The sequence below is a fragment of the Sporosarcina koreensis genome (genome assembly GCF_000826145.2).
Classification (GTDB): Bacteria; Bacillota; Bacilli; order Bacillales_A; family Planococcaceae; genus Sporosarcina; species Sporosarcina trichiuri.
This window is the reverse complement of sequence record NZ_LN651334.1, coordinates 84,398-100,506: the sequence shown is the minus strand read 5'-3', so window position 1 is coordinate 100,506 and position 16,109 is coordinate 84,398. Positions and strand designations below refer to the sequence as shown.

The following is a 16,109-nucleotide window of genomic DNA, read 5'->3' as shown; positions in this document are numbered from 1 at the left end:
ATTCTTGCTGGCATCATTTAAGATGTCTATCAGATCTGTTGATCTGGTTTTGTCTGTTCCGCCGACGGGGTCGGCTTCCCAAACGTTGATTCGTTGACATTTTGCTGTTCAGTTTTCAAGGTTCATGTTGTTTATTTGTTGTTTTCAGCAACTCTTACAGTATATCATCCTGTACCCTCGCTGTCAACAACTTTTTTCAATGTCTTACTATTTCATTTACATCCGAGATAGTATCCATCAAAGAAGTTTTCAACGCTTATCACGCTGTTGAATTGATGCTTGTTGTTTTCAGCAACTTTTTAATAATACCACCCACAATCGATCATGTCAACAATTAAATTGATGAGAAATAGATGATCGTTTTCCTCGGCGGCTTATGTGAAAAGCAGCGTTTAATAATTTACCACGCATTCGGAAACTATGCAAGTGTTTTTTGCCAATAAAAAAGCACCCCGGGAATCGGGATGCTCCTAGCTTTATGATCAGTCCTTTTTAGATGGCTGATCTTTTGATCGCATCTGCGGGAACAGGAGGACATCCCGGATCGACTGGGAATTCGTCAGCAGCATCACAAGACGATCTACGCCGATGCCTAGACCTCCCGTCGGCGGAAGACCATACTCGAGTGCTTCGATGAAATCCTCATCCATCTCATGCGCCTCATCATTCCCCTGCTCTTTCTCCACCAATTGCGCTTCGAAACGCTGGCGCTGGTCAATCGGATCATTCAGCTCCGTGAAGGCATTTGCATGCTCCCGACGGACGATGAACAATTCAAACCGATCTGTGAACCGGCTGTCTTCAGGATTCTTCTTGGCCAGCGGCGAGATTTCAACAGGGTGACCATAGATGAAGGTCGGCTGCACCAGCTGCTCCTCGACTTTCTGTTCGAAGAATTCATTCAGCACATGCCCCGCTTCCATCGACGGCTGCACTTCGACACCATGTTCTTTTGCCAGTGCATGTGCTTCTTCCTTCGTCATTTGCTTCCAGAAGTCCGCACCTGTGTATTCCTTCACGGCATCCGCCATGTGGAGCCGCTTCCAGCCCGGTGACAGATTGATGGTGTCTTCCCCGTACTGCACTTCCGATGTACCGAGTACTTCTTGCGCAATATGGGCGATCAGGTTTTCCGTCAGTTCCATGATATCGTTGTAATCGGCATAGGCTTCATACAGTTCGATCATCGTGAACTCCGGATTGTGGCGAGTGGAGATCCCCTCGTTCCGGAAGACACGCCCGATTTCATAGACTTTCTCGAGTCCTCCGACGATCAGACGCTTCAGGTGCAGCTCGATTGCGATACGCATATACAGTGTCATGTCCAGTGTGTTGTGGTGCGTGATGAACGGACGGGCTGCTGCGCCCCCTGCAATGGAGTGGAGCATCGGTGTTTCAACTTCCAAAAAGCCCTGGTCATCCAGGTAACGGCGCATCGCCTGGATGATGCGGCTGCGCAGGATGAAGGTCTCTTTGCTGCCTTCCGTGGAGATCAGGTCCAGGTAGCGCTGGCGGTAGCGCTGCTCGATATCCTGCAGTCCATGATACTTTTCAGGGAGGGGACGGAGCGCTTTCGACAGGAACGTGAATCCTTGTGCCTTAATGGAAAGTTCTCCTACCTTGGTTTTGAATACTGTCCCTTCTATCCCGACGATATCTCCCAGATCCGCCATCGTGAACAGCTTGTACGCCTCTTCACCGACAGCATCCTGGCGAACGTAGATCTGAATCTGGCCGCCGAGGTCCTGGATGTGCGCGAAGCCCGCTTTCCCTTTCCCGCGTTTCGTCATGATACGGCCGGCGATTTTCGTGTGATGCGGCGTTTCATCTAATTCTTCTTTTGACAGCTCACCGTACGTCCCGTTCAGTTCGTTCGATAAGTGTGTCCGTTCAAACCGTGCGCCGAAAGGGTCTTGGCCGCTGTTCCGTATATCTTCCATCTTCTGGCGTCTGACCTGAAGCTGGTCATTCAATTCTTCGTTATTCGACATCCTGTTCACTCCTCTAGATTGGTCGTGCGTTTACAGCGTGTACTATGTCCATTGTACACAAATCCGCTGCGTAAAAAAAGCCGCTTGCTAAGCGGTCTCTCCTTCGCAAGATGATCCGGTGCCGGGGCAGAGTTCATTCTTTGCCATTCCAGCCGGTATCCGCTGCTTTCCACAGCCTGACACCGCCTTCCGCCGCTGCAGGCATTTCGCGATATGGGCGGCCGCTGCCGGGTTCCTGCACGTCCGGAGCGAGTTCTGCAAGCGGTATCAGCACAAATGCGCGTTCATGCATACGCGGATGCGGAATTGTCAGTGTTTCCGTATCCATTCTTTCTTCATTATACAGAAGGATGTCGAGATCTGCTGTCCGCGGTCCCCACCGTACTGTACGGACGCGTCCTAGCTCCTGTTCGATCCGCTGGCACACCTCCAGCAGCTCACCGGCAGACAAAGACGTCTCGACCCGGACAGCGACATTGAGGAAGTCCGCCTGCTCGGTCAGTCCGACCGGCGCTGTCTCATAGATCGACGAGACGACAGCCGACCCGACGCCGTCCGCTGCGCGCAGCAGATCCACCGCACGCGCCAGGTTCGCTTCCCGGTCTCCCATGTTTGTACCGATGGACAGATAGGCTGTATTCAACGCAGCTGCCCCCTCTCGACCTCGACTGCCACGGATGCATAGTGTCCCGGGATCGGCGGATCGGGTTTCACGACTTTCACGCGCACACCGCTCACCTGCTCCTGATAATCCGTCAGAAGCTTTGCCGCAACCCGCTCGGCTACAGTCTCTATCAGCTTCACCGGCTCACCTTCCGCAATACTGCGGACCGTCTCGTAGACCTCTGCATAGTTCACTGTCGCGGAGAGATCATCCGTCCTGCCTGCCTGCTGCAGATCCGCAGCCAGTGTCACCGATATGGTGAACCGCTGGCCGAGAACCGTCTCTTCTGCCAGCGCGCCATGATAGCCGTAGAACTGCATTTCGTTTATATGAATGAAGTCCAATCGTTCCGCCCCCTTCTCACTCGGTATAATGCTGTTTTCCTGTCAGCACATCCATCATTCTGACCATCCGGGCAATCGGTTCCACGTCATGCACCCGGACAATATGGCAGCCGTGTTCGACGCCGTAGCAGACAGTCGCCCCCGTCCCTTCCAACCGCTGATCGACAGGCAGATCAAGGACACGGCCGACCAGAGACTTTTTCGATGTCCCGAGCAGCACCGGGTAGCCGAGTTCCGACAACCGGCCGAGACTCTGCATCGCTTCGATGTTCTGCCGGACGTCTTTTGCGAATCCGATACCCGGATCGAGCCAGATGTTTCCGGCCTCCACTCCCGCCTGTTCCGCAATCGCAATACTTTCTTCCATATCCGTAATCAGTTCATCACCCAGCTCCCCATCATAGACAGCTTGTTCACGGTTATGCATCAGGATGATCGGCGCATCGCAGGCTGCCGCCACTTCAGCAATCCTGGGTTCCCGTTTCGCCCCCCAGACGTCGTTGATGATATGGGCGCCTGCTGCGAGGGCCGCTTCCGCCACATCCGCTTTGTATGTATCGATCGACAATGCACAGCCGAATTCCGCGCTAAGCGCCTCGATGATCGGGATCGTGCGGGCCAGCTCTTCCTCAAGCGGCACAGGTGTGTGGCCCGGGCGCGTCGATTCCCCGCCGATGTCGATGATCTTCGCACCGGCAGCAACCATTTCTTCCGCATGCCGCAGCGCCGCGTCCGTCCGGCTGTAGCGGCCGCCGTCCGAGAACGAATCCGGCGTTACGTTCAGTATGCCCATAACGACCGTTTCGTTCTGGAAATCGATGAAGGTATCCCCAAGCTGATAGATCTTCTTTGCATGTTGCAATCTCATGCGGTTCCTCTCCCGTCTGTCTACACTCGTACTCCCCAGTTTACTGGCTGCCTGCCGCTTTTTCTAATGAAATGCACAAAAAGGGGGAAGCAGTCCGCTCCCCCCTTTTCCCGTATACCTTATTCTTCTTCGAATTGATAGAGCGGTGTACTCAAATACCGTTCGCCATTTGACGGAAGAATCGCAACGACGGTTTTTCCTTTGCCGAGTTCCCGTGCCGCTTTCAGGGCTGCAAACACGGCCGCTCCTGATGAAACCCCTCCGAGAATCCCTTCCTCTTTCGCAAGTCTCCGGGCATATTGATACGATTCATCGTTCGTGACTTGCGTGATGTCATCGTAAATGTCTGTATCGAGCACTTTGGGCACGAAGCCGGCACCGATCCCCTGAATTTTGTGGGGGCCCGGCTTCCCTCCGGACAGCACTGCCGAGTCGGTCGGCTCCACGGCGATGATCTTCACACCGGGGAAACGCTCTTTCAGCACACTGCCGACACCTGTGATTGTTCCGCCTGTGCCGACCGCTGAAACGAATGCATCGACCTGTTCCAGTGCATCAGCAATTTCAGGTCCTGTCGTCAGACGGTGGACTTCCGGATTCGCCTCGTTGTTGAATTGCTGCGGAAGGAACCAGCCCTTTTCCTCAGCCAGCTGCTCCGCTTTGGCAATGGCGCCTTTCATCCCTTCGGCGCCAGGTGTGAGAACCAGCTCGGCTCCGTATGCGCGCAGCAGGTTGCGCCGCTCGAGACTCATCGTATCCGGCATGACGAGGACAGCTTTGTAGCCTTTCGCTGCAGCAATCATCGCCAGCCCGATTCCGGTATTGCCGCTCGTCGGCTCGATCAGCGTTCCGCCTTCCTTCAATTCTCCCGACTGTTCCGCTGCCTCAATCATCGCAAGTGCGATCCGGTCCTTGACACTGGAGCCCGGATTGAAATACTCCAATTTCAAATAGACATCTGCGTCATCAGGTCCCACCAGACGGTTCAGCTTGACCAAAGGCGTCCGGCCGACCAGATCCGCTACTGAATTTCCAATGTTTTTCATCTCGAACACTCCAATTCCTAGTTAGTAGGTAGGTTTTGTACTGTATTCAGTGTACAAGAGTATTGTGACAGTTGTCAAACATCTCTATCCCTTCCCGCATTAAAAAAACCCCGCAAAAATGCGGAGTCCTTCAGTTTCCATAAAACCAATGAGCATCGAATTCCTGCCAGAATGTTTCCGGCGTGACCGACTGGGAAAGCTGCTGAAGTGCGAGTTCCCTTCGGATATGCTCCTTAACGTCTTTCAATTTGAACGATCTGCCCTTCAGCACATCTTTTACATGCAGAATTCCATATGTGCCGTCAGAGAGCCGGATGATACCGCTTGTGTCCCCTGCTTTCATGGACTCGACCTGTTTGACGATCGCCGGGTCGGTCTCTTCGGAGCGGCTGCTGATAAAGCCGAGGTCGCCGCCGATGGATGCCGAGGCCGGATCGACGGACCGCTCCTTCGCAAGCACAGAGAAACTTGACCCGCCTTTCAGCTCGGCCGCCGCCTGCTCGGCATCCTCCTTGGTGGACGCCGCGAGAAGCGATGTACGATGCGCCGAAGGGATTTCATATTGGTCTTTGTTCTTCTTGTAATAAGCGGACACCGCTTCGTCCTCGACCACGATATCTTTTGTCAGGACACTGTCCAGGATGAGATCGGAACGCACTTTCTTTCTCATCTGTTCCGCATCCAGCCCGGTATAGGCTTTGCCGTCAGATGACGACAGCAGTGCAAGTTCCCGGTCCACTTCCTCGTCGGTGACTTTGATCTTGTACTCGTCAGCCGCTGTCTCCATGACCCGCTCATTGACCAGTCCAAGCAGGACATCGCGTCCGACTTCCTGCTCCATCGCCATCATCCATTCCTCACGGGTGATCGGTTTGCCTGCGACGGAGGCCACTTCCTCGCCCGCCTCGAACGGGCTTTCCGCCTTGTCGGGTATGAGCCAGCCGATGAACCACAGGAGGTTCCCTGCCGCCAGGATGGCGATCAGGAGCAGCAGAGGCCCTGTCTTCAGTCTGCGCTTCGGCTGTGCGCCTCCTGAACGGTCAGGAACCCGCCCGGAGTTCATCGACAAATTCCTCTAATTCTTCTTTGGAGTACGTATACGTTTCCAGACAGAAATGGCATTCCGCCTCCGCCTGGCCATCTTCAGCGATCATCTGGAGGATTTCCGCTTCCCCCAGACTCTTGATGGCCGTGCCGAAGCGGTCTTTCGAGCAGCTGCAATGGAAGTTCACGTCCATCTTATCGACAATCTGTACAATGTCAGCACCCAGCACTTCTTCGAGCACCTGCTCCGGAGACAGCCCGCGGTCGATCATTTTTGAGATCGGCTCCATACGGCTGATACGCGTCTCCAGTTCCGTAATGGTTTCGTCCTCGGCTCCCGGCATCACTTGGATAATGAAACCGCCCGACGCTTTCACCGTGTTGTCCGGGTTCACCAGGACACCGAGTGCTACTGCGGAAGGCACCTGCTCTGACACGACGAAGTACTGCGTGAAGTCTTCCGCCACTTCGCCAGATACAATCGGCGTCTGGCCGGTGAACATATCCCGGAGTCCGAGATCTTTGACGACCGTCAGCAAGCCGTCCGTTCCGACAGCGCGCCGGACGTCGAGTTTCCCTTGGGCATTCAAGTCGAAGTGCGTCTGCGGATTAATGGCATAGCCGCGGATATGGCCATGCGCGTCCGCGTCGGTGACGATGGCCCCGAGGGGTCCGCCGCCATCCAGTTTGACAGTCAGTTTGTCGTCGCCTTTCAGCATGGCACCCATCATGACTGTCGCTGTCATCGTCCGGCCGATGGCTGCGGTCGCAGTCGGCCATGAATAATGACGCCGCTGCATTTCACCGACCGCTCCCGTTGTGGTTGCGGCGTATGCGCGGATGGTCCCTCCGAACGCCAGTGCTTTTACTAAGTAATCATTCATCTGCCTATCTCTCCTTATCGGTTGCGTTCGTAAATCAGTTTCAGCCCCTTCAATGTCAGGAACTCATCGATGACATCGATCACTTCGGTCTCCTTGCCGATCAGCGGAGCAAGCCCGCCGGTGGCAATGACTGTCGGATTCTCCCGGCCGGCGTTTTTCATCCGGTTGACGAGACCTTCCACTTGTCCGACGTAGCCGTACAGGATGCCTGCCTGCATGGCGGACACTGTGTTCTTCCCGACGACGTGTTCAGGACGGGTGAGTTCCACTCGCGGAAGTTTGGAGGCGCGGTCGAACAGTGCTTCCATGGAAATGCTGACACCCGGCGCGATGGCTCCTCCCATATACTCTGCCCGTTCGTTGATATAACAATAAGTCGTCGCGGTGCCGAAATCTACGATGATAAGCGGACTGCCGTATTCATGTATCGCCGCCACCGCGTTGACAATCCGGTCCGCCCCGACTTCCCGTGGGTTTTCATACTTTATGTTCAGGCCCGTTTTCACCCCCGGACCGACAATGACAGGTTCCTGTTTGAAATACTTTTTACACATCTGTTCCAGCGGATGCATGACAGGCGGTACAACGGACGAAATGATGATCCCTGAAATGTCCGAGAACTCAAGACCGACATGCGCAAACAACGATTTCACCTGCATGGCGTACTCATCTTCGGTCTTTTGGCGGTAGGTCTCCATACGCCAATGATGCTTCAGGCCATCCCCTTCGTAGACGCCCAGTACGATGTTCGTATTGCCTGTATCCAAAACTAAGAGCATGTCCCATTCCTCACTGTTCTCAATAGTCTTTTTTCCCTCACATCATACCATACATCTTTTCAAAAAAAACAGCTGGCTGTCTCATGGCGGACAGCCAGCTGCTGATGATTAAAAGTCGTTTCGTTTCTCGTCCATCGAGCCAGGTGCTTCTTCAGGACCTGAGCTGTCCGGCAGGTTGCCGACAGATGGATCTGCCGGTGCACCGGTGACATCCGGATTGGCATCCGCATCTTCACCGACTTCTTTCCGGTCGTACGGACGGTCAGGCAGCGTGCCGTGATCTTTCAGGTGGTTGATCTGCTCGGCGTCGAGTGTTTCCACTTCGAGGAGCGTTTTTGCGATCAGATCGAGCAGGTCGCGGTTCTCCGTAAGGATCCGTTTCGTCCGCTCGTATTCACCTTTGATGATCGACTGCATTTCCTGATCGATTTCATACGCGATGGAATCGGAATAGTTCTGCTCGGAGTTGAAGTCACGGCCGAGGAAGACGTTGCCGCCCTGCTGCTGGCCGAATTGCATCGGTCCGAGTTTGTCGCTCATCCCGTACTCCGTCACCATGGAGCGCGCAATGCCGGTCGCCCGCTGGAAGTCATTATGCGCACCAGTGGACACTTCGCCGAGAACGATCTCTTCGGAAACCCGGCCGCCGAGGAGACCCGCGATCTTGTCGAGGAGTTCCGGCTTCGTCATGAAGTACCGGTCTTCCTTCGGCAGCATGACCGCATAGCCGCCTGCCTGGCCGCGCGGCACGATCGTCACTTTGTGGACGATCTCCGCGTCATCCAGGATGAGTCCTACGACGACGTGGCCTGCTTCGTGGTTTGCGACAATGCGGCGTTCCTTCTCGGAAATGACACGGCTTGTCTTGGCGGTACCCGCAATGACCCGGTCTGTCGCTTCATCGATATCCGCCATGTCGATCGTCGTCTTGTTGCGGCGGGCCGCAACGAGCGCCGCCTCGTTCAGGAGGTTCTCAAGATCGGCTCCTGAGAATCCAGGGGTCCGCTGTGCGAGCGCCTTCAGGTTGACAGTTTCATCGAGCGGCTTGTTGCGTGCATGCACTTTGAGTACAGCCTCGCGGCCTTTGACATCCGGGCGGCCGACTGTGATCTGACGGTCGAAACGGCCTGGACGCAGAAGTGCCGGGTCCAGGATATCCGGACGGTTCGTTGCAGCGACAATGATGATGCCTTCGTTTTCGCCGAAGCCATCCATTTCGACAAGCAGCTGGTTGAGCGTCTGTTCACGCTCATCATGACCGCCGCCGAGGCCTGCGCCCCGCTGGCGTCCGACTGCGTCGATTTCATCGATGAAAATGATACATGGTGCATTTTTCTTCGCATTTTCGAACAAGTCACGCACACGGGATGCACCGACACCGACGAACATTTCCACGAAGTCCGAACCGGAGATCGAGAAGAACGGCACGCCGGCTTCCCCTGCTACAGCACGGGCCAGGAGGGTTTTCCCGGTACCCGGAGGTCCTACTAACAGGATCCCCTTCGGAATACGTGCGCCGACTTCCGCGAATTTCCGCGGATCTTTCAGAAAGTCGACGACTTCGACAAGTTCCTGTTTCTCTTCATCCGCTCCGGCAACATCGGTGAAGCGGACTTTCTTGCGGTCATCGGAGTGCAATTTCGCTTTGCTTTTCCCGAAATTCATCACTTTTCCGCCACCGCCGCCGCCCTGCGCCTGGTTCAGCAGGAAGAAGAACAGGATGATGATGATGATAAATGGCACCAAGCCGGTGAAGAAGGATACCCAGGCACTCGTTTCAGGTGCCGGCAGGATATCCACTTCCGTTTTCGTTGTTTTCGCAAGATCACGGATATCGCTCATAGTCGTCTCATCATTCATCGGAACGTTGGTCGTGAACGTCTCGTCTTTCTTTGCGCCTTTCATATGCCCTTTTACTTCATAGACAAGCTGGACAGGCTGAAATTCGGCTCGTTCCACTTTCCCTTGTTCTAATGCTGTGAGAAATTCGTCATAACGGATCTTTTCCATTTTAGGGTTTGGATTGTTCAGCGAACTGAAGATTCCCATGATCGCCAGAAAAATCAGCCCATATAATAGAAAGTATCGGAATATTCGATTCATCCCAAGCCTCCTCATTTCTTCAACAGAAAACTATTGACAATCTTATCATATATGCAATTTGAATCACAAAGGAAATGACTTTGCAGAACAGCAAGTGCCATTCCCTTTTTCAGAGGCTCTTACATCGTATTCAGGTTGTGTAGATTTCCTTCTTCAGAACACCGATATATGGCAGGTTGCGGTATTTTTCCGCATAGTCCAGACCGTACCCGACGACGAACGCATCCGGCACTTCGAATCCGACCATATCCGCTTTCAGATCGACTTTGCGGCCGGTCGGCTTGTCGAGCAGTGTGACGATTTTGATGGAGTTCGCTTTCCGGTACTTGAACAGCTCCACCAAATACTTCAGCGTCTTCCCGCTGTCGATGATGTCCTCGAGGATGATGATGTCACGGCCTTCGATGCTCGTATTCAAGTCCTTGATGATCTTCACTTCACCGGAAGAAACGGTGGCATTCCCGTAGCTGGATACATCCATGAAATCGAGTTCTATGTACGCATCGAACCGTTTGATAAGATCGCTCATGAACGGAAGGGCACCTTTCAGCACGCCGATGACAAGCGGGAACTTCTCCTTATACTCGTCAGACAGCTGCTGGCCGAGTTCCGCCACTTTTTCCTGGAGCTGTTCTTCCGTGATAAGCACTTCCTGAATATCTTTTTCCAACATGAATAATTCCTCCTAAGGTTTGTGGGTCAACGAGCTGCTGGAGGATGCCGGCACTATTGCCGGTCCGTCATCAGTATGTAAGCTTCTCCATCCGGCTCTTCACTTGTGAATCGTCCGCCATACCGGACGAAAGGCACCGCACAGACACTGCCGTCTTCCGCGATGATAACGGGCAGTTCATCGCGCTGCGAGTGTCCGATCTTTTCATCGATGAACAGCCGGCTCAGCTTCTTCGGCGTGTCCATCCCTTTCAGGCGGATCCGGTCTCCCGGCTGCCGGACCCGGATCTCCGCAGGAAAGCCTTCTGGCGCGGGCCGGAAATACCGCCATTCCGAAACAGCCGCCAATTCATCGGCGGCTGCCTCGGACGCACGGCACCAGCGCAGCCGGAACGCCCCCCATCGGATCCACTGGTTTTCCGGGAAGGAGATGGGATGGCTGCCCCGTTCTGCAGGTCCGTTCCGCAAGAATATGGAACGGCCATATGTCCGTTCCAGCCTCCAGCCCTTCGGCAGATGGACAGCAGCACTGCCGTGCACCCCGTTCAGCTGACGGACGACTTGATTCACCAGAGAAGCGTTGTAAATTGCAGGTATAGTTTCCCCATTGTAAAGATACTTCAATAGTAGAGGAACCGTCCTCTTTTGTAAAGCAGGGTGCATGGCGGAAAACATCTCCGTTTCAATACAGAGCCTCCCCTTTTCGTCATGCCGGATAAGCTTTTCCGTCTGCTCTTCCGCAAGGCCGCCAAGAAGGTCATCCTCCTCTTGGAGTGTTTCCGTCATCCGTACGGACTGCACAGCTGCAGCCGGCTCTTCACGGAGCAGTGCCGGCAGCACGTGATGCCGGTACCGGTTGCGTGTATAGTCGTCTTTCATATTGCTCGGGTCCTCCCGATAGGCAAGATCGTGATCCGCTGCATATGCATAGAGATCGGCTTTTCCGAGCTGCAGGAAAGGACGGATCAGCCGGCCCTCCCCGAGATGCCGGACGGCGGGCATCCCTTTCGGCCGCTGTCCTTTCGTGATCTGCATCAGGACGGTCTCCAGCTGATCCTCCGAATGATGGGCAGCAGCAAGCACAGCATACCGCCCCTCCGCCATCACTTCTTTGAATTTCGCATATCTTCCTCTGCGGCAGACATCCTGGACGTTTCCGCCTGATGTTTCCATAAGTTCGGGTACAGGGACGGCAGTGCGGTGGCAGCGGACACCCAGCCGGTCCGCAAGCTGCTGCACCACTTCACCGTCTTCTGCGGATTCTGCGCCGCGGAGACAGTGATCGACATGTATGGCAGCCGTCTCAAAACCGAAAACCGGGCGCATGGCTGCTAAATAGTGCAGCAGCGCCATGGAGTCCACGCCGCCGGAGCAGGCGACGAGCACACGGTCTCCTTTCTGCAACAGACCCTTTTCACGGATGAAGTCTGTCGCTTTCTGCAGTTGTGTCTTCTCCATACCCATCCGCCCCCTTCTCTTCCCCTCATACTACCACTTTCTGCCGGAAAAGTGATGGTGTCCGCACTTTCACACTCGACCAGCTCGGCACGATATGGTCCATCTTCATGACCAGGACAGTACGGTCATCCGCTGTCGTTTTGAACTTCCTTTCCATTTCGCCCATGATGCGGTCCGCAAGTGCTTCGCAGTCCAGCCCGCCATGCCGCTCCAGCGTCTGACAGAGCGACCGTTCCTGCTGCTCCAGCGGAATATCCCCATTGAAAATGCCGTCCGTCATCATGACGATGATATCGCCTGATTTCAGTTCTTCGTTTTTCGCCTCCACGGTAAAGGATGGCAGGAACCCGAACGGCACCGCTTTGCTGTCGACACGCAGGAATTCATCCCCCCGTTTGATATACGTGCTCATGGAACCTGCTTTCCACGACCAGAGCCGCCCGTCCTGCAGATCGATCAGCGCTAGATCGAGGGTCGCATACATATCGTCCAGTCCGTTCAGCGCCATCATATAATGCAGGGTGTGCATCGCTGTCTCCGGTCCCATCTTGCGGTCCAGGCACTCCCGCATGAGGCGGATCACTTTCTGGCTTTCATAGTACGCGTTGAGATCCTGCCCCATGCCGTCCGACAGCAGCACCGCCGTCAGCCCGTCATGGATCGGGAATACTTCATACGCATCCCCGGCATACAGTGATCCGCCGCCGGCAGTCGCGACGACGCCGTACTGCATGGAGAAACGGACAGCGGATGTGAACGTCAGCTGCAGATGGGTGAACGGCTGCTCCCGCATCACCGCTTTTTCCACCTGGAACGGCTCCTGGTACATCTCTTCCAAGATCGGCAGGATCAGCCGTTCCGCAACCGTCGTATCGGTCTCGAAGGACGAACGGCGCTCCGGGATGGAACAGACGATCCGCATGGACCCCTTCTCTTCCGATAAAATATCGATCTGGAAAAACTCGATATCCTGCGCACGCAGACAATTGCCGAGCTCTTCCTCAGATGGCTGATAGACCGTGACGTCCTCTTTGATATCTTTCATCATCTTTTCCAGATGGTTGCTCATATCCCGCAGCTGGAGTGCCAGCATCTTGCGGCCATGCTGCAGCTGGCCCATCAGCAGACGGTCGGCACCGCGCTCCTCCAGTTCCTCGATCAGCCCGTTATGGCGGACGCATTTATAGCGGATCTTCTCTTCGACACGGTGCCGGGCCGCCTTTTTCGTTGCCGAATAGGTCGACTCCCATTCGGACAGGAGCGCAGGCATGCTGTCGTCATTCGATTCCCAGCACTTCGCATAGCGGAAGCACGAACGGCAGGCGATTGGAGTCTCCTCTGCACGTGCTTTCTGCTGGGTCTCCTGGACAGGGAACTGGTCATTCACCATCGTCGACATGAACGATGCGAACTGCTGGAAGTCCGTCAGCTGCTCATCCAGCTGGCGGGCGAGCCACTGCTGCCGTTTCTCGGAGAGATCCTGCCGCTCCGGCTGCAGCATATCCGATACGGATGCAAGCCGTTTTGATGGAATGCAGAAGAACAACAATGTCGCTGCTCCGATCGTCACGAAATGCGTCTGATCGAGCGGCAGCGTCAGGTCATACAGCAGGAAAAAGACCGATGCGAATAAGCCGCCTGTTGCCACCCCCAGCTTCCCGAACCCTTTCATGGCACCGGCAGCAAACCCCGTCATGCCGTAGACCGTCATCATTCCGGTGAATGACAGTTCCGCCATCCCGGTAATGGCGGCGATCATCATGGCGACCGTCGTGGAGAACAGGATGCCGCCTGAGACTGCTGCGATGAGGATCGCCATATAAAGAAGCGCGCCCGGCACGGACACGAGCCCGATCATCAGGCGGTCCATCCCGGTTGCCGCCATCGCAGCGATGATGCAGGCCGCCCCGAGCTGCTCCGCACGCCATGGCGAATACAGCAGTTTATCGACCGGTGGGAAGGCGATGAACAGGAAGATTGTCATCACCAGGGCCAGCAGTGCTTCGAATCCGATGGACAGCTGGACCGTCAGCGGCGGCTGGCCTGCATACATGATCAGCTGCCAGAACACCTGCACCGCGATGATCGTAGCGGCAACGGTGAGCGGCACCGATTTCCTTGTGAATGAATGCCGGATGACCACATTGAACAGAAGCAGCTGCAGCACGAACAGCAGGGCCTGTCCTAACCCGAGGAACAGGCTTCCGCTCATGCCTCCGACGAATGCCGGAATCATATACTTCGGGTAGCGCATGACCGCAAGTGCCCAAACCGGCAGCAAAAATGGAACCGCTGCATCGAACAGGACTGCCTGCGCCAAGAAGAAGGAGCCGACCGCGAACAACAGCGATGTAAGCAGGTGCACTTTCCGTACCATTATCGATCCGATCAGGCTGTGAAGCGGATGCATCATCGTTCTCTCTGTATTGCTGCTGACCATCTTCATTTCTCATTCCCCCTATGACCTATTGCCGTTAAGTATACCGGGGGGCGGCTTCATATTTTGTCTCTTTCTGGCACCAGGTCCTAAAAACATTTCGACGGTTTACGTGCAGGTTGTCGACAGGGTGGGTGGGCTATTTTTGCGGGCTGCGCGTATCCGGGTCCGGGCCGCGCGTATTTTGCCGCGCGGGGGTATTTCTCCTTTGCTCGTGCACACTATGGAAAATTGTACGGAAACCGTTGACAAGTATTCCTGCAGTCTGTATGATGTAAAAGGTCGCAACTGTAGAGGTTGCGGATCATCCATTTGGCGGTGTAGCTCAGCTGGCTAGAGCGTACGGTTCATACCCGTGAGGTCGGGGGTTCGATCCCCTCCGCCGCTATACGAATTGCACACAAAGGGTCTGTCGACATGACAGGCCCTTTTTTTTGCGCTTTAGGACTGCTCGCGGATCATGATGCCGCCAGGGGGAATTGTAGGGGTGCTCATAAAACGGGGGAAGTGATCATAAATCCCGGATTATGATCATAAACCGCGGAAAGTGATCATAAACTTGGAATTCCGCTCATAAACCTCGTAAAGTGATCATAAACCCTGGACTCCGCTCATAAACCAGCCGAATGCGCTCATAACTTTACACAATCCAGTCTCCCGCACGCCCGTGCCCAGCCGTCAACCCCGCTTCCCCGAACGCCCGGTTGTTTGCAGCACACACCTGCCGGACAACGAAAAAAGCTGAGCGGCGCCGTCAGGCACACACTCAGCTTTTCATCTATAAGACATTTTTTCCTGTATTGAAACAGCTCAGAAGGGTCGTTCCAACCTTTGTACTCGGGCGTCAGCCTCTGCGTGCTCCGCGGCCTCCGCGTTTGGACTCAGTTGCTCGCTTAAGTGTCGTAAGGCGTTCCTCGCTGTCCTTCATGAATTTCGCCATTTTCTGCTCGAAATTCTCCGGACGCTCCGGTGCGCGTCCTCCCTGACGAGGGCGTGATGGTCGCTGCGGTCGCTGCGGCCGTTCGGATTCCGGTTTCGCTTTCCGGATCGACAGGCCGATTTTGCCGTCAGATCCGACGTTCATGACTTTCACTTCAACTTTGTCGCCGACTTTCAAGTGGTCGTTGATATCTTTGACGTAGTTGTCTGCCACTTCACTGATGTGGACAAGTCCTGTTACGCCGGTCGGCAATTCAACGAATGCCCCAAAATTAGTGATCCCTGTCACTTTACCCTCTAATTTGCTGCCTACTTCAATTGACATAAAAAAAATGCTCCTCCTTAGAATTTAAGCGGGCCTTCCTTTCAGAAAGCCTAGCAACCGTTTTTACGGGTCCTGCCTGCGCAAGATTCCTACTTTCATTATATCCAACAAAAAAAGAGTGTCAATAAGACTACTCTTTTCCGTCATCTTTTTTGTCCAGTTTTTTCTTCCCTTCCGGAAGGGAGAAGATGATTTCACCCTCATTGGAAACGAAATACTCTTTCCGGGCCAATTTTGCAATGTATTCTTCGTCGTCCAGTTTCAGCAGCTGTTTCTTCAGCTGCTCCTGCTCGCCCGTCTTCACGGCGAGCTGTTCGATCAATTCCTGTTTCTCCAGCTGTTTGGCTGCGAGCAATTCCTTCTGCTGATGATTGTAGACCGCAATGCCGCCGAATGTGACGATGGCGATCATCGCAAACACGAGCAGTTTCACTTTCAGCCGCTTCTTCTGTTTGCGCCGCCAGTCCTCTTTGCGCTGCATGGAGCGGACATATTCAGTTTCAATTGACGCAACAGATGAGGAATTCAGTTTCCTTGCCTTTTGCTCCATCTCCT

Annotated in this window: 14 protein-coding genes and 1 tRNA gene; 1 reads left to right on the top strand and 14 read right to left on the bottom strand. The window is 54.6% G+C overall.

Annotated elements, in window-relative coordinates:
* Positions 1-482 precede the first annotated feature (482 nt).
* The 12 genes from lysS to BN1190_RS01480 form a co-directional block, all read right to left on the bottom strand.
* On the bottom strand, positions 483-1,991 hold the full coding sequence (lysS, locus tag BN1190_RS01535; RefSeq protein ID WP_040285268.1) for a lysine--tRNA ligase: 1,509 nt from the start codon (positions 1,989-1,991) through the stop codon (positions 483-485).
* A 133-nt stretch (positions 1,992-2,124) separates the two neighbouring features.
* Positions 2,125-2,634, bottom strand: a complete 510-nt coding sequence (gene folK, locus BN1190_RS01530) for a 2-amino-4-hydroxy-6-hydroxymethyldihydropteridine diphosphokinase (protein WP_040285267.1) — start codon at positions 2,632-2,634, stop codon at positions 2,125-2,127.
* Positions 2,631-2,999, bottom strand: a complete 369-nt coding sequence (gene folB / locus BN1190_RS01525; protein WP_040285266.1) for a dihydroneopterin aldolase — start codon at positions 2,997-2,999, stop codon at positions 2,631-2,633. Before folB ends, folK begins: the two co-directional genes overlap by 4 nt.
* Before the next feature lie 16 nt (positions 3,000-3,015).
* Complete coding sequence (folP, locus tag BN1190_RS01520; RefSeq protein ID WP_040285265.1) at positions 3,016-3,867, bottom strand: dihydropteroate synthase; 852 nt, start codon at positions 3,865-3,867, stop codon at positions 3,016-3,018.
* A 119-nt stretch (positions 3,868-3,986) separates the two neighbouring features.
* Positions 3,987-4,913 (bottom strand): cysteine synthase A, encoded by a 927-nt coding sequence (gene cysK / locus BN1190_RS01515; RefSeq protein WP_040285264.1) that lies wholly within the window; start codon positions 4,911-4,913, stop codon positions 3,987-3,989.
* Between the two features lie 130 nt (positions 4,914-5,043).
* The gene (locus BN1190_RS01510) at positions 5,044-5,976 is read right to left on the bottom strand and encodes a peptidyl-prolyl cis-trans isomerase (RefSeq protein WP_040285263.1); all 933 of its coding nucleotides are present in this window, start codon (positions 5,974-5,976) and stop codon (positions 5,044-5,046) included.
* Entirely contained in the window at positions 5,954-6,841 is an 888-nt protein-coding gene (hslO, locus tag BN1190_RS01505; RefSeq protein WP_040285262.1) for an Hsp33 family molecular chaperone HslO, read from the bottom strand. The genes BN1190_RS01510 and hslO overlap by 23 nt, the downstream gene beginning before the upstream one ends.
* Positions 6,842-6,855: 14 nt before the next feature.
* Positions 6,856-7,620: a type III pantothenate kinase gene (locus BN1190_RS01500; RefSeq protein ID WP_040285261.1), complete on the bottom strand. Its 765-nt coding sequence runs from the start codon at positions 7,618-7,620 to the stop codon at positions 6,856-6,858.
* 108 nt (positions 7,621-7,728) lie between these two features.
* Positions 7,729-9,723 (bottom strand): ATP-dependent zinc metalloprotease FtsH, encoded by a 1,995-nt coding sequence (ftsH, locus tag BN1190_RS01495; RefSeq protein ID WP_040285260.1) that lies wholly within the window; start codon positions 9,721-9,723, stop codon positions 7,729-7,731.
* Between the two features lie 130 nt (positions 9,724-9,853).
* Positions 9,854-10,396: a hypoxanthine phosphoribosyltransferase gene (gene hpt / locus BN1190_RS01490; RefSeq protein ID WP_040285259.1), complete on the bottom strand. Its 543-nt coding sequence runs from the start codon at positions 10,394-10,396 to the stop codon at positions 9,854-9,856.
* Positions 10,397-10,449: 53 nt separating this feature from the next.
* Positions 10,450-11,853 (bottom strand): tRNA lysidine(34) synthetase TilS, encoded by a 1,404-nt coding sequence (gene tilS, locus BN1190_RS01485; RefSeq protein WP_040285258.1) that lies wholly within the window; start codon positions 11,851-11,853, stop codon positions 10,450-10,452.
* 25 nt (positions 11,854-11,878) lie between these two features.
* Positions 11,879-14,299 carry a SpoIIE family protein phosphatase gene (locus BN1190_RS01480; protein WP_052461637.1) on the bottom strand — a complete coding sequence of 807 codons (2,421 nt, stop codon included), beginning with the start codon at positions 14,297-14,299 and terminating at the stop codon, positions 11,879-11,881.
* A 305-nt stretch (positions 14,300-14,604) separates the two neighbouring features.
* Here BN1190_RS01480 and BN1190_RS01475 point away from each other — a divergent pair.
* Positions 14,605-14,678 (top strand) — tRNA-Met (locus tag BN1190_RS01475).
* A 456-nt stretch (positions 14,679-15,134) separates the two neighbouring features.
* On the opposite strand, the gene BN1190_RS01470 is transcribed toward BN1190_RS01475, so the two are convergent.
* Positions 15,135-15,554: a S1 domain-containing RNA-binding protein gene (locus tag BN1190_RS01470; protein ID WP_040285257.1), complete on the bottom strand. Its 420-nt coding sequence runs from the start codon at positions 15,552-15,554 to the stop codon at positions 15,135-15,137.
* A 130-nt stretch (positions 15,555-15,684) separates the two neighbouring features.
* Complete coding sequence (locus BN1190_RS01465; protein ID WP_040285256.1) at positions 15,685-16,104, bottom strand: FtsB family cell division protein; 420 nt, start codon at positions 16,102-16,104, stop codon at positions 15,685-15,687.
* Positions 16,105-16,109: the final 5 nt, after the last annotated feature.